Origin of the sequence: Caballeronia sp. LjRoot29, assembly GCF_964252755.1 — a bacterium.
Taxonomy (GTDB): domain Bacteria; phylum Pseudomonadota; class Gammaproteobacteria; order Burkholderiales; family Burkholderiaceae; genus Caballeronia.
Window position 1 is genome coordinate 99,884 of record NZ_CAXUPU020000026.1, and the last position, 14,445, is coordinate 114,328.

Genomic DNA, 14,445 nt, shown 5'->3' on the forward strand with positions numbered 1-14,445 from the left:
CCGATGGCCACAACCATTCGCGATGTCGCGCGCGCAGCCAGTGTGTCGATCGGCACGGTATCGCGGGCGCTTAAAAACCAGCCGGGCTTGTCGGAAACGACGCGTGAGCGCGTGGTCGAAGCAGCGCGACAACTTGGCTACGACGCCGCCCAGCTTCGAACCCGAATCCGGCGCGTCACATTCCTGCTTCATCGCCAGCATAATAATTTTGCGGTCAGCCCGTTCTTTTCCCACGTTCTGCACGGTTTCGAAGAAGCCTGTCGCGAGCGGCGGCTGGTGCCGTCAGTCCTCACGGCCGGTCCCACGCACGATCTCGCCCAGCAAATGCGCCTTCACGCACCCGACGCCGTAGCGGTTGCGGGATTTATCGAGCCGGAGTTGCTGACCCATCTGCGGTCCATGAACCGCCCGGTCGTACTGATCGATTTGCGCGCGCCGGGTTTCCGCTCGGTGAACGTCGACAACGCGCGCGGCGCCGCGCTCGCCATGCAGCATCTGTTTGCGCTCGGTCGCAAGCGGATTGCCTTCATTGGCGGATCGCTGGCGCACTACAGCATCTCGCAGCGGGCAATGGGATACCGGCTGGCGTATTTTGAAGCGGGATTGCTGTTTAACCCGACGCTTGAAGTCACCACGCAGCCCGCTATCGACGCCGACATAGCTGCCGCCGACGCAATGGAGCGCCTGATCGCGCAAGCGCGCGCGCAATCCGCGCCGCTGCCCGACGCCGTTTTCGCCTATAACGATGCAGCGGCCCTCGCTGCCATGCGCGTCTGTCTCGCGCACGGTTTGCGGGTGCCGGAAGACATCGCGTTTGTCGGTTTCGACGATATTCCTGCCGCGGCTCAAAGCACGCCGCCGCTCACCACGGTTACGGTCGACAAGGAAGCACTTGGCAGGCGTGGCGTGGAGTTGCTGCTGGAAACCGCTCAGAATCACGATGACGCGAACACAACCGACACGCTCGTGCCCGTGCGCCTGATTCCTCGCGCGAGCTCGGCCATAACACGGACACAGACATCGGTATGAACTCAACCGCTCTGCACGTGGCGGGTTCGGCAGAACCGAACTTTCGAAGCCGCGATTTCCTCCTCGACCACGTTCGCCACACACTTGCGTTCTACGCACGAACCGCCCGCGACGACTCGGGCGGTTTTTTTCATTTTTTCAAGGACGACGGCACGGTCTACGACCGCACCACGCGGCACCTTGTCAGCAGCACGCGCTTCGTCTTCAACCACGCGATGGCCTTTCGTCATTTCGGCGGCCAGCAACATCAGGACAATGCCCGTCACGCGTTCGCGTTCTTGCGCAATGCGCATTGGGACACGGTGAATGAAGGCTACGACTGGGAAATCGAATGGCGTGACGGTGCGAAACGCACGCTCGACGGCACGCGGCATTGCTACGGCCACGCGTTCGTTTTGCTGGCGTACGCGCACGCGGCAATGGCGGGTATCGATGAAGCCAAACCCTTGATCGATGAAACTTTCCAGCTGATGGACAAGCATTTCTGGGACGCGAGCGCCGGTCTTTACGCCGATGAAGCCACGCCCGACTGGCAGTTGTCGTCGTATCGCGGGCAGAACGCCAACATGCACGCGACCGAAGCGTTGCTGGCCGCGTACGAGGCGACCGGCCACGTGCTGTATCTGGATCGCGCGGAGAAAATTGCCGGCAATATCACGTTGCGTCAGGCTCGGAAGAGCCACGGCCTGGTCTGGGAGCACTTCAACGCCGACTGGTCAGTCGACTGGCATTACAACGAATCCGACAGTTCCAACATCTTCCGCCCGTGGGGTTTCCAGCCCGGCCACCAGACCGAATGGGCGAAGCTGCTGCTGATCCTGGAGCGGCACCGCGCGTTGCCGTGGCTCGCACCGCGCGCGATCGAACTATTCGACGCCGGTTTCAACCGCGCATGGGACGACCAGCACGGCGGCCTGTATTACGGCTTCGGCCCGGACAACACCATCTGCGACCACGACAAATACTTCTGGGTGCAGGCCGAGACCTTCGCCACTGCTGCATTGCTCGGCAAGCGAACAGGTCTGGAGCGATTCTGGGATTGCTACGACGAACTCTGGCGTTATAGCTGGGCGCACTTTGTCGATCACGAATATGGCGCGTGGTTCCGCATCCTGACCTGCGACAACCGCAAGTACGGCGACGAAAAGAGCCCCGCCGGCAAGACCGATTACCACACGATGGGCGCGTGCTACGAAGTGCTGAACGCAATCAGCGTAGCGGACGCGCCCCACAGCCGCGACACAACGAAAACAGCAACGCAAACAGCGACGAAAGAAGCAGCGAATGAAGCAAGCTAAAGAAGCAAGCTAAAAAGACAAGCTAAACGGTGAGTACGATGACTTCCAACGCAACTTCCAATTCAACCTTTCCCCAATTCGTCTCAGCTGGCGACATCCTCACCGACCTGATCCGAACGGGCCCGTCGGACTGGTTGTCCCGTCCGGGCGGCGCGGGCTGGAATGTCGCGCGTGCGGTTGCGCGCCTCGGTTTGCCGACGGCATCGGCCGGTTCACTCGGCACGGACAATTTCTCCGATGAACTCTGGGATGCGAGCGTCGCGGCAGACCTCGACATGCGCTTCATGCAGCGCGTCGAGCGGCCGCCGCTGCTGGCCATTGTCCACAAGACCCAACCACCGACCTATTACTTCATGGGTGAAAACGGCGCCGATCTCGCGTTCGATCCCAACCTTCTGCCGACCGGCTGGATGGACTCGGTGAAATGGGCGCACTTCGGCTGCATCAGCCTCGTGCGCCAGCCGCTTGGCGACACGCTCGCTCATCTCGCCGCGCAACTTCGCGAGCATGGCGTGAAGATCAGCTTCGACCCGAATTATCGAAACCTGATGGAGCACGGCTACGAGCCCACTTTGCGCAAAATGGCCGCACTGGCCGACCTGATCAAAGTCTCCGATGAAGACCTGCAAAAGCTCTTCCCATCAATACCGGCTGAAACCGGCGCCATTGCCGAAATCCGTGCGATGAATCCGCAAGCCACCGTGCTTGTCACACGGGGATCAGCTGAAGCTACGCTGTATGTCGGCGACGAAAGCTGGCAGGCACGCCCGCCAAAAGTCGATGTCGCCGATACGGTCGGCGCCGGCGATGCATCCATTGCCGGCTTGCTCTACAGCTTGATGGCCCGCGCCGGCGGCTGGCCGGACCATCTTCGTTTTGCACTCGCAGCGGGCGCGGCGGCGTGCCGGCGGTCCGGGGCGCATTCGCCGTCGCTGAAAGAAGTCGAGGATCTGCTGGCCTGAAACGTGCGCCTACGGTGCAACGATTGACAGCGATAGACGGACATACGCGCGATAAATGCGCGTGCTAGCATCGTTTCAACCCTTGCCGGAGGTGCATCATGGAAGACACGATCTACACGAAAGGCATCTACACCGCGACGATCCGCGCTCACGCCGTAGACGGCGGCCAGTTTCGAGGCGCTGTCACGCTAGTGCGGGACGACGGCGAAGACGGCGAGGATTCGGAGCCGAAACAGTACGACGTCCCGGCCACATCGTTGTCCGAAGATGAGGCGCTGGAAGAAGCCCGCGCGCTCGCTCACCGGATCCTCGGCGAACTCGAGTTGTGAACAACAGCGGCGCGCAGATTGCTTGCCGCTGTTGTTGCTTCACTTCGCTTGAACGGGAGAATTACCATGGCTGAACAACTCTTCCTCTACGGCGTCTACTCCATCCACGTTCGGCCCATCGAACTACAGGGTGCGCGCTGGGACGCCGAATACGAAATCCGCCACCACGACAAAGCCGTGCAGTCGTGGAAAACCATTGGCGGCGATAACGGCTTGTCGGCTCCCAAGGACGCCATTGATGCCGCGCACGTCCAGGCGGTTGCCGATATTGAAGCCGGCGCAGGCATTCCCAAACCCAAGACCTTCCCTTGAATCAAAGAGACGAATCAAAGAGACCTTACGGTTTCAAGGTGACCGTGCCCGTCTGCTGCTGCGCGGCGGCTGACGGCACCTTCTGCGCTTCCTGTTTATCGATCGATGCGGCGTGTTCATGCGCCTCCCGCGACGTCGCACGCGCAACATAATCCGACAGCGCCCCGCCCGGCTCGATCAGCTTCGCCATATAGGCGATCTGCAGCGTGCTCGAAACGAGGATATCGGCTGCTGTAAAACGCGCGCCAAGCAGCCACGGGCCATCGGCCAATGCCGATTCAATCGCCTTTTCCACGCGGCCCAAATCGCCCCAGCCGAAACTCACGCTGTTGCTCGGAGCGCCCGTCATCCGTTCGGCCATAGCCGGTTCAAGACAAGCGCTCGTGAAAAACATCCATTGGAGGAAACGGCCTCTCAGCGGATCATCAAGCGGGACACCGAGCCCGGCTTGAGGGTATTTATCGGCGAGATAAAGCAGCACCGCGCCCGACTCGGCGACGCACACCCCATCGTCATCCAGCGCCGGCAGTTTCGACATCGGGTTCACCGAGCAAAACGCCGGCGCATTCTGCTCGCCGGCCCGGATGTTCACGTAGGCGAACTCGTACGGCACGCGCAATTCCTCCAGCATCCACAACGCGCGAAAAGCGCGCGTCTTCGGCCAGTAATAGAGCTTCATGGGCAAATTCCTTTTCGTCACGCGGCGTTGTCAGAGAGCGTCCAGATTACCCGCTCCTGAGTGTTTCGAGACGCGGGTTAACCACACGTTAGCCATTCGGCAGGTGTTTTCCGCTCATTCATCTCAATAAAGATCGGTTTTGTTTCTGGTACGAGCGTTCGATCGCCAAGAACGCAAAAACCTTCCGGTTATGTCGGGGAAGAATGGCGACATCCTCTCAATTCATCGATAAAACGCTGGAGCCTCATCCATGAACGCGCGTGTGCCTTTTTCAGATAACCCTCCGCTAGCAAGCTACCAACTCACCGATAACCTCAACGCCGAGCACGGCCGCATTTTCATCACCGGCACGCAGGCATTGGTTCGGCTCGTCCTGATGCAACGCCAGCTCGATCGGGCAGCCGGGCTGAACACGGCGGGATTTGTCAGCGGTTATCGTGGATCGCCGCTTGGCATGGTCGATCAGCAATTGTGGAAAGCGAAAAAACTGCTCGCGTCGCATGACGTGCGTTTTCTTCCCGCGATCAACGAGGAACTTGGCGGTACGGCCGTGCTGGGCACGCAACGGGTGGAGTCGGACCCGGAGCGGACCGTGGAGGGTGTCTTTGCGATGTGGTACGGCAAGGGCCCGGGCGTCGATCGCGCCGGCGATGCGCTCAAGCACGGCAACGCATACGGTTCGTCGCCGCACGGCGGCGTGCTGGTGGTCGCGGGCGACGATCACGGCTGCGTGTCGTCGTCCATGCCGCATCAGTCCGATCAGGCGATGATCGCCTGGCACATGCCGGTGGTGAATCCATCGAATATCGCCGATATGCTCGAGTTCGGTCTCTACGGCTGGGCGTTGTCGCGTTTTTCGGGCGCGTGGGTGGGATACAAGGCGATATCGGAGACGGTGGAATCCGGGTCGACCGTCGACCTCGACGCGTTCCAGACCGTCTGGCCGGCGCCGGAGGGTTTCGTCGCGCCCGAAGGCGGCCTGCACAATCGCTGGCCCGACTTGCCGAGCTTGACCATTGAAGCGCGTCTTGCCGCGAAACTCGACGCCGTGCGGTACTTTTCGAAAACCCGTTCCATCGATAAATGGATCGCTCCGAGCCGTCACGCGAACGTCGGCATCGTGACGTGCGGCAAGGCGCATCTCGACTTGATGGAAACGTTGCGTCGGCTGGATCTGACCGTCGATGACCTCGATGCCGCCGGCGTGCGCATCTATAAAGTAGGTTTATCGTTTCCGCTCGAAACCACGCGCCTCGATATCTTCGTCGAAGGTCTTTCCGAAGTCCTGGTGATCGAAGAAAAAGGCCCCGTGATCGAGCAGCAGATCAAGGACCATTTGTATAACCGGACGCAAGGCGCGCGGCCGATCGTGGTCGGCAAGAACGCGCAGGACGGCGCGACGCTGCTGAGCGCTTTGGGCGAATTGCGCCCATCGCGCGTGCTGCCTGTGTTCGCGGACTGGCTCGCGCGGCACAAACCCGCGCTGGATCGCCGCGATAAAGTCGTCGATCTCGTCGCGCCGCAAATCCTGTCGAACGCCGCCGATGCCGTCAAACGCACGCCGTATTTTTGCTCGGGCTGTCCGCACAATACATCGACGAAAGTGCCTGAGGGTTCGATTGCGCAAGCGGGAATCGGCTGCCACTTCATGGCGTCGTGGATGGAACGCGATACAACCGGCTTGATCCAGATGGGCGGAGAAGGCGTGGATTGGGCGTCGCATTCCATGTTCACGAAAACGCCGCACGTGTTCCAGAATCTCGGCGATGGCACTTACTTTCACTCAGGAATCCTTGCTATTCGTCAGGCGGCTGCGGCGAAGGCGAACATCACGTACAAGATCCTGTACAACGACGCCGTCGCGATGACCGGCGGCCAGCCCGTCGACGGCAGCATTTCCGTGCCGCAAATCGCGCGGCAAGTCGAAGCGGAAGGGATTGCGACGCTCGTTGTAGTCAGCGATGAACCCGAGAAATACGACGGTCATCACGATCAGTTTCCGAAGGGGACGACGTTCCACCATCGGCGCGAACTCGACGATGTCCAGCGGCGTTTGCGCGATATCAAGGGCGTTACCGTCCTTATCTACGATCAAACCTGCGCGGCGGAAAAACGCCGTCGCAGGAAGAAAGGCGAGTTTCCCGATCCCGACAAGCGCCTGTTCATCAATGAAGCCGTGTGCGAAGGCTGTGGCGATTGCGGCGTGCAGAGCAATTGTTTATCGGTGGAACCGGTTGAAACCGAACTCGGACGCAAGCGCCGGATCGACCAGTCGTCGTGCAACAAGGACTACTCGTGCGTGAACGGTTTCTGCCCGAGCTTCGTCACGCTCGAAGGCGCGAAGCTCAAGAAAGCAGCGGGCAATGTCTTCGATCCTGACGCGCTCTCGGCACGCGTCGATGCGTTGCGGGAACCCAGGCTCGAACTCGATAATGCACCGTACGATATCTTGATTACCGGCGTTGGCGGCACGGGCGTGGTGACGGTCGGTGCGCTGATCAGCATGGCCGCGCATCTGGAGGGCAAGAGCGCGTCGGTGCTCGACTTCATGGGCTTTGCGCAGAAGGGCGGCGCGGTGCTGTCGTTCGTGCGCTTCGCGTCAACCGATGCCTTGCTGAACCAGGTGCGCATTGATACGCAACAAGCCGACGTGCTGCTCGCCTGCGACATGGTCGTCGGTGCAAGCGCTGACGCGCTGCAAACGGTGCGTCACGGGCGCACGCGGATTGTCGTGAACACGCACGCGATTCCGAACGCGACGTTTGTGCAGAACCCCGACGCGAACCTTCACGCCGGATCGCTGCTGGAAAAGATGCAGCATGCGGCGGGCGCTGAGCGCATGAACACGTGCGACGCGCAGGCTTTGGCGACGCGTTTTCTCGGCGACACCATCGGCGCGAATATCCTCATGCTGGGTTACGCGTGGCAGCTTGGACTAGTGCCGGTCTCGCATGCCGCGTTGATGCGCGCGATTGAGTTGAACAACGTCGCCGTGCCGATGAACAAGCTGGCGTTTGCTATCGGACGACTGGCTGCAGCGGATATGGACGCGTTGGAAGCGTTGCGTAAATCTGCAGTTACGCCACGAGTCGAGATGGCTGCGATGCCGCTGGACAAGTTGATCGCGGATCGTGAAGCGCGGTTGCTGGCTTACGGCGGTTCGAGTTATGTGACGCGATATCGCGCGTTGGTGTCGGCTGCGGCGGCGCATCACAACGATGCCGTGACGCGCGCGGTGGCTTCGACGTTTTATCGGCTGCTGGCGGTGAAGGACGAATACGAAGTGGCTCGGCTTCACACTGACCCGGCATTCCGCGCTGCACTGGAAGCGCAGTTCGAAGGCACGGCCGGTCAGGATTTCGCGGTGAAATTCAATATGGCGCCGCCGGTTTTATCGAAGGCGAAGAATGGCGGCCAGCCTCGCAAGATGACGTTCGGGCAATGGTTGTGGCCGGTGCTTGGAATGATGTCGAAGGTGCGTGGATTGCGCGGCACTGTTATCGATCCGTTCGGTAAATTGCTTGAACGGAAGATGGAACGCGAGCTGGCCGGAGACTATGAAATCACGATTCGCCATGCGCTTGACGTCATGAAGCCGGATAACGCGAAAGATGTCGAAACGCTTGCGTTATTGCACGAACGCATTCGCGGTTATGGACATGTGAAGCTGGCGAATCTGTCGATGGTGAAGCGCCGCGAGCGGGATATTGGGGTGAAGCTGGGGATTGAAGTGCAGACTGGGCAGTACGTGAAAGCATCGCTCGATGAAGTCAAAGGCGCCGGCGCATTGAGAGGCATTCCGGTGGTGGTGGCGAAATAAAACCATCCCGTCGGCGATTAGATAGCCGAAGCCGCGTCTCACGAAAATGAAAAGCCCGCGAATCGCTCGCGGGCTTTTTCGTGAAACAATTGAACACGAACGCCCTACTCTTCCTCCTCCGCGAACCAATCGATATCCCCACAAAGCACGCACCGTTGGCCGCCCATGCGCGTCTCCACCGACAGCGTCACGCACGGCAGCGCTTCGTTAATCGATAAATACGGCTTCGTCACATGAACCCTATCCGGATCCCCTAACGCAGCCCGAAAATACGGCCGCCGCAGCCAGTTCGCCCCTTGCGCATCGATAAGCGGCAACAACCGCGCCTCATGCGCCGCGCGATCGGCCCTCAGCACCACATTGCGCCCGGCTTGCCGGCCGTTTGCATCGAGGAGAAAACACCGCGCCGCGTTATCCAGTGCGAGGAAATTCCAGCACACCTCCTCCAGTTGTTCCCCCGCCGCCAGCCGCTCCGCCGCGCGCTCAAACGCCCGCACATACGGCTGCAGCCGCGTCGCCACGCGCCGTTCCTTCGCCTCCGTCTGCATCCGAAAACGGTCTGTCAACTCGCTCATCAACGTGTGGGCCTGCGGGGCATCGGCGAGACCTGGATTTGGCCGGCCAAAGAAGAACCCTTGCACAAAATCAGCGCCGCTCGACAGCGCCAGTTGCGCCTCGTGCTCAGTCTCCACGCCTTCGATCAACACCAGCTTGCCGGCCTCGTGCAGCAGCGACACCACGCCGCACAGAATGGCTTCCATATTGCGCCGATGTTTCAAGTGGCTCGTCCCATGCACGGCATGCGCCGAATGCGCGGCGTGCGACAACATCACGCGATCCAGCTTGACGATATCCGGATCAAGTTGCCAGATCCGTTCGATATTGGAATGCCCCGCGCCGAAATCATCGAGCGCGATCAGGAAGCCATGCTCGCGAAAATGCTGTACGGCGTCCGCGAGCTTTTCGACGTCGTCAGCGCGCTGCTCCAGCACCTCCAACACAACGCGACGCGGCTCGATCTGCAAGCGCTTGAGATTCGCCAGCAACGCGGCCATGTGATACGGCTCGGTCAACGCAGCCGGATGAACGTTGAGAAACAGCCACTCGTTCTCCGCACCGAGCACATTGAAATTCTCGAGATGCAGCGCCTGCGACAGCCGATCGACCTGCATCGCTTCGCCCACGCGCGCGGCCTGGCCGAAGACATCGAGTGGAGACACAACGCGATCAAGCGCGTCGTGCGCTCGCAGCAAACCTTCGTAGCCCACTGCCCGCATATGCGACAGGCTGAACACCGGTTGAAACACGCTCGACAGCGTCCACGCGCCGTGCTCGACTGAGTAACGGTCGAACCCCGACGTCACGCTCAATTCGAATGTCCGCGGCGAGACCGGCTTCACCTTGTCAGGATTCGCTATTGCCATCTTGCCTTCCCCGTCCCGATGCCCGCATGCGTTCCTTGTTCATGCAACCGGTCTTGATCGCGGTCGTGGTCATTCAACGCAATCGATTGCGCTCGACATCGCTTAACCGGCGCGCTCAGTCCTGATTTCATACACTGCCCTCGATTATCCTGAAGCGGAATCTACCCGTCCCGTCGCCTTCGATAAAGCAAGCTCCGTGCTCACGCAAGCCCACGCGTTTCATGAGCGTTCGCTCGCATGTGCACCGCCACGAGACGCAGGGTTCGTAGCGCAGCGTGCGAATGCACCAGGAGAGTGCAATCCCTTTAGCCGCCTGAATCGTCAAAACACGCCTTCTGCGACCACTCAGCCCGGCCAAGCTAAACTTTGCCCCTTCTTTGTTAAAAAGGGGAGCGGCGCCAGCGACTCGCCGCGCTCCTGCCGGATGCGCATAAATCTATGGAAATCGTATTCACCGTCTTGATCCTGATGCTGGCGGTCGCCCTGTCCGGATTCGTGACCAGCCTGCTGCCCAGCGCATTGCCCTTCACGCTGCCGCTGCCGCTTATCCAGATCGCGATAGGCGCGTGTCTCGCGTGGCCGGGCTTAGGCCTGCACGTCACGTTCGATCCCGAGTTGTTCATGATGCTCTTCATCCCGCCGCTTTTGTTCGCTGACGGCTGGCGCATCCCCAAACGCGAATTTTTCATGCAGCGCCGCGCGATCCTGCTGCTCGCGCTGGGCCTCGTATTCATGACCGTGGGCGCGCTCGGCTGGTTCCTGCACGTGATGATCCCCTCCATGCCGCTGGCGGTCGCATTCGCGCTGGCAGCGGTGTTATCGCCGACAGACGCCGTCGCGCTCAGCGGCATCGCCGGCAAGGGCCGCATTCCGGCGAACCTGATGCACATCCTCGAAGGTGAGGCGCTGATGAACGACGCGTCCGGCCTGGTCGCGCTGAAATTTGCCATCGCGGCGGCGCTGACGGGCGTGTTCTCGTTGCGCGCGGCGGCAATCAGTTTCGTGATGATTGCGATCGGCGGCCTGGTGATAGGCGCGGCAATCAGCTGGCTCGTGACATCGATTCCGGGGCGGCTTGTGAAAATGTCCGAAGACGACGACCCCGCCGCCGGCGTCGTCCTGACGCTGCTGATTCCATTCGCGGCGTATCTCATTGCCGAGCGCTTCGGCTGCTCGGGCATTCTCGCGGCGGTATCGGCCGGGATGATGATGAACTTCCAGAGCTTGCGCGAGGGAATTCCCACGGCGGCCCGCATCCGCATGACGAGCACGTGGACGATGATCGAGTTCGTGTTCAACGGCATGGTGTTCATCCTGCTCGGGCTGCAGTTTCCGCACATCCTCGGACGGGCGTTGATCGAAGCGCATCACGATGGTCTTCAGCAAGTCGGCCTGCTGCTCGGCTATGTCGCCGCTGTGGTGATCGCGTTGTACGGGCTGCGGTTTGGATGGGTGTGGGTATTGCGCTGGGCCGCGAGTCGCGGCGCGGCGAAACACGGCGTCGCGAACGCAGTGCCGGGCGTGCGCACGGTCGCGATGACCACCATCGGCGGCGTGCGTGGCGCGGTCACGCTGGCGGGCGTGCTGTCCTTACCCGAGGTGTTGCCGAACGGATCGGAGCTACCCGGACGCGACCTCGCGGTCTTCATCGCGTCGGCAACTATCCTGATGTCATTGCTGATCGGCGTGATTGGTTTGCCCTTGTTGCTGAATGGCCTGAAAAAACGCGGCGATCCACACGCGGCCGAGGAACGCATCGCGCGCCGGCATGCGGCGCAGGCTGCGATCCGTGCTATCGATGCCGCACAGGAAAATCTCAGCGAGCAGATGGACGAAGCGGCATCGGCGCGATGCACCGATACAGCCGCGCGCGTGATGAGTTTGTATCGGCGGCGTCTTGAAGGGCTTGGCGAAGATGAGGAACCCCGTCGGGCCGCGCGTCAAAGCGAGATGGTGGAGACGAAGCTGAAAATGGCGGCGTTGAGGGCGGAGCGTTCCGAGTTGCTCAAGTTGCGCACGCGCCAGGCCATCAACGATGAAACCTTGAACAAGCTGATGCGCGAAATCGATTTGTCGGAGACGGCGATTGTGAACCGGAAGAAAGGCAGCACGGCTTAGCCGATTGTGATTCGCCATGCCCTGAACCGCTGCGTTTTTTAAGCCACGACACAATGAGCGTCAACGAATCAACCTGCTGAACTTTTAAGAGTTTTCGTATTTGCCCGCGAGGCTCAACATCGCATACTTCATCTCATGCGCAATCCATGAGTGTGCATGATGTCGTTGTAACTCTCCGATCTTGTCCGCTCACGGCCTCTGGCTCTGGGCGGTTTTTTTTCGATGTTTTTTCTGGATAACGAACGAGTTTTCGGCGTCCAACTGCGAGCGCAACGACAAAGAAGCCCGCACAGCTTGCGCCGTGCGGGCTTCTTAACATCACGTGCGACTTTAAGCAATCACTTGCATCGAGTTTAAAGCATTGGCTTGCATTTACGTGCGAGTCGCCGGCAGTATTTGGGCCCGGCTTTAAGTTTAAAACTGCACTTTGTCCGATTTATCAACAATCAACTGCACAGTGTCGTCGACACGCGGACCCAGTGATGGAAGCAAACCGAACGGCGCTTCCAAGCGGCTCACTGCGCCCTTCGACCCGTCGTTGTGACGATTCAAATTCAGCGCGGGTATGCTCGTGTGCTCCCGTATTCCTGGCACTCTGTTTTCGAACTTCTTGAGCAACCCGCAACAGAGTCTTAGCGCGGACGGAACGAACCGGCCCGAAATCGTCCGAGTTCTTAATTCGCAGCAAGGCCCCGTTGGACCCAGTGCATTCGATGCGGCTGTACACGCGAATTTCATTTCACTGGGTCCGTCCTGGGGGAAAAGCTGAACGTCCCAGTTCGGTCGATTCTGTTGAAAAAGTCGCCTTTATGCTAATGGTTAGGTATCCTTTATGTATTGATAAGCGAGGAGCGAATAGTCATGAAGGGTCAACTGGATAGCGGGCAGGACAAGCTTTTTTACTCGTTCAACCTCGATAATCACGTGCCTCAAACTCACCTGCTGCGAGGCATCGACCGGGCGCTCGATCTCGGCGACTTGCGTCAGCATCTCGCACCTTTCTACAGTCCGATTGGTCGACCTTCGATTGATCCAGAATTCATGATCCGCATGCTGATCGTGGGCTACTGCTTCGGCATTCGCTCCGAGCGCAAGCTATGCGAAGAGGTTCATCTAAACCTCGCATATCGTTGGTTTTGCCGCCTGGGTCTGGACGATGCCGTACCTGAACATTCGACGTTCTCTAAGAATCGCCATGGACGCTTTCGTGACAGCGATGTCTTACGCCATGTGTTCGAGTCCGTCTTGGGCCGTTGCATGGCCGAGGGGCTTGTGAGGGGTGAAGGATTCGCCATCGATGCAAGTATTATCAAGGCCGATGCGAGTCGCCCGAGCGCGATGCCGGGAACAGATCCCATCGACTGGGGGCCTACCGCAAGACAGAGCCGCGCCGTGCGGGAGTATCTCCAGGCCCTCGAAGAGAGCAATCCAGTAGCTTCCGACGCAGCTGAATCCGCAGAGTCGCTTACTCCCCCAAAGATGATATCCCTGAGCGATCCCGCCTCGAGCTGGACCGCTGCGCCTGGTGGCCCCGCGTTCTTCGCCTACTCGACTAATTATCTGATCGACCTGGAAGCGGGGATCATCATCGACGTTGAGGCGACGCCCGCAAACCGAACCCACGAGGTCGAATCAACGAAAACGATGATTGATAGAGTCGAACAACGGCGTTGTCTCAAGCCCGCTCGCCTTGTAGGCGACACCGCCTACGGTACTGCAGCGATGCTTGGCTGGATGGTCGAGCAGAAAGAGATCGCACCGCACGTCCCAGTTTGGGAAAGGTACGCGCGCAAGGACGACGCATTCTCCAGCAGCGAGTTTAAGTGGAACGAGATCGCCAACGAGTATCGTTGTCCGGCTGGGAACGCGCTGCGCAGCGAGCGTCGCCAATTCAAGAATTCGCGTACGCACGTCACCAAGGCCGATACGATTATCTATCGATCAAGCCAACTCGACTGCGCTGGCTGTTCGCGGAAGGAACGCTGCTGTCCGAAAACCCCGGTTCGCAAGGTCGTGCGCAGTATCCACGAAGCTGCGCGGGACGAGGCGAGACGCATCGCGACAACACCTGCCTACAAACAATCTCGACGTGAACGGAAGAAGATGGAAATGCTCTTCGCGCACCTCAAAAGGATACTGAAGCTTGAGCGCTTGCGGCTGCGCGGGGCAAGTGGTGCGCACGATGAGTTCTGACTGGCAGCAACGGCACAAAATCTACGGCGAATGGCGATTCGACTGATGGCCAAAGTTGACAAGATGGAGATTGCGACTGCGTGACGAGCGACATAGTCGCAGCTTCTATCAAATTCCCAGGTTTGCTGACGACGTGAAACCAAAGTTGCAGCACAGGACTTTTTCGTCGCGCTTAAAACAGCTGTTTTTCAACAGCATCGACCCACAAGGGCCCTCGACCCGTTGTTACTTCAACGGCAGCTTTCAAGGTACAGGGGACCTTCGCACGATCACGCCGTTCG

The 14,445-nt window shown here is 59.8% G+C and carries 9 protein-coding genes and 1 pseudogene; 8 read left to right on the forward strand and 2 right to left on the reverse strand.

Annotation, left to right across the window (positions count from 1 at the left end; translation table 11 throughout):
* The first annotated feature begins 3 nt into the window (after positions 1 to 3).
* The 5 genes from ACSQ83_RS24895 (at position 4) to ACSQ83_RS24915 (ending at position 3,930) form a co-directional block, all read left to right on the forward strand.
* The gene (locus ACSQ83_RS24895; protein WP_414947560.1) at positions 4 to 1,029 is read left to right on the forward strand and encodes a LacI family DNA-binding transcriptional regulator; all 1,026 of its coding nucleotides are present in this window, start codon (positions 4 to 6) and stop codon (positions 1,027 to 1,029) included.
* A complete protein-coding gene (locus ACSQ83_RS24900; RefSeq protein WP_436229961.1) occupies positions 1,026 to 2,327 on the forward strand; it encodes an AGE family epimerase/isomerase in 1,302 nt (433 codons plus the stop codon). The genes ACSQ83_RS24895 and ACSQ83_RS24900 overlap by 4 nt, the downstream gene beginning before the upstream one ends.
* A gap of 38 nt (positions 2,328 to 2,365) precedes the next feature.
* Positions 2,366 to 3,289, forward strand: a complete 924-nt coding sequence (locus tag ACSQ83_RS24905) for a carbohydrate kinase family protein (protein WP_414947562.1) — start codon at positions 2,366 to 2,368, stop codon at positions 3,287 to 3,289.
* 98 nt (positions 3,290 to 3,387) lie between these two features.
* On the forward strand, positions 3,388 to 3,618 hold the full coding sequence (locus tag ACSQ83_RS24910; RefSeq protein WP_414947563.1) for a hypothetical protein: 231 nt from the start codon (positions 3,388 to 3,390) through the stop codon (positions 3,616 to 3,618).
* 66 nt (positions 3,619 to 3,684) lie between these two features.
* Complete coding sequence (locus tag ACSQ83_RS24915) at positions 3,685 to 3,930, forward strand: hypothetical protein (RefSeq protein ID WP_414947564.1); 246 nt, start codon at positions 3,685 to 3,687, stop codon at positions 3,928 to 3,930.
* Between the two features lie 25 nt (positions 3,931 to 3,955).
* Here ACSQ83_RS24915 and ACSQ83_RS24920 read toward each other — a convergent pair whose 3' ends face one another.
* Positions 3,956 to 4,609 (reverse strand): glutathione S-transferase family protein, encoded by a 654-nt coding sequence (locus ACSQ83_RS24920; protein WP_436229962.1) that lies wholly within the window; start codon positions 4,607 to 4,609, stop codon positions 3,956 to 3,958.
* A gap of 250 nt (positions 4,610 to 4,859) precedes the next feature.
* Here ACSQ83_RS24920 and ACSQ83_RS24925 point away from each other — a divergent pair, with 250 nt between their 5' ends.
* Complete coding sequence (locus tag ACSQ83_RS24925; RefSeq protein WP_436229963.1) at positions 4,860 to 8,429, forward strand: indolepyruvate ferredoxin oxidoreductase family protein; 3,570 nt, start codon at positions 4,860 to 4,862, stop codon at positions 8,427 to 8,429.
* A 104-nt stretch (positions 8,430 to 8,533) separates the two neighbouring features.
* On the opposite strand, the gene ACSQ83_RS24930 is transcribed toward ACSQ83_RS24925, so the two are convergent.
* The gene (locus ACSQ83_RS24930; RefSeq protein ID WP_436229964.1) at positions 8,534 to 9,853 is read right to left on the reverse strand and encodes a sensor domain-containing phosphodiesterase; all 1,320 of its coding nucleotides are present in this window, start codon (positions 9,851 to 9,853) and stop codon (positions 8,534 to 8,536) included.
* 438 nt (positions 9,854 to 10,291) lie between these two features.
* Here ACSQ83_RS24930 and ACSQ83_RS24935 point away from each other — a divergent pair, with 438 nt between their 5' ends.
* Both ACSQ83_RS24935 and ACSQ83_RS24940 read left to right on the forward strand, forming a co-directional pair.
* Positions 10,292 to 11,971, forward strand: coding sequence for a Na+/H+ antiporter (locus tag ACSQ83_RS24935; protein ID WP_436229965.1), 1,680 nt, complete (start codon positions 10,292 to 10,294; stop codon positions 11,969 to 11,971).
* Positions 11,972 to 12,832: 861 nt separating this feature from the next.
* Positions 12,833 to 14,161: pseudogene (locus tag ACSQ83_RS24940) on the forward strand (transposase); the annotation flags it as partial.
* Between the last annotated feature and the right edge of the window lie 284 nt (positions 14,162 to 14,445).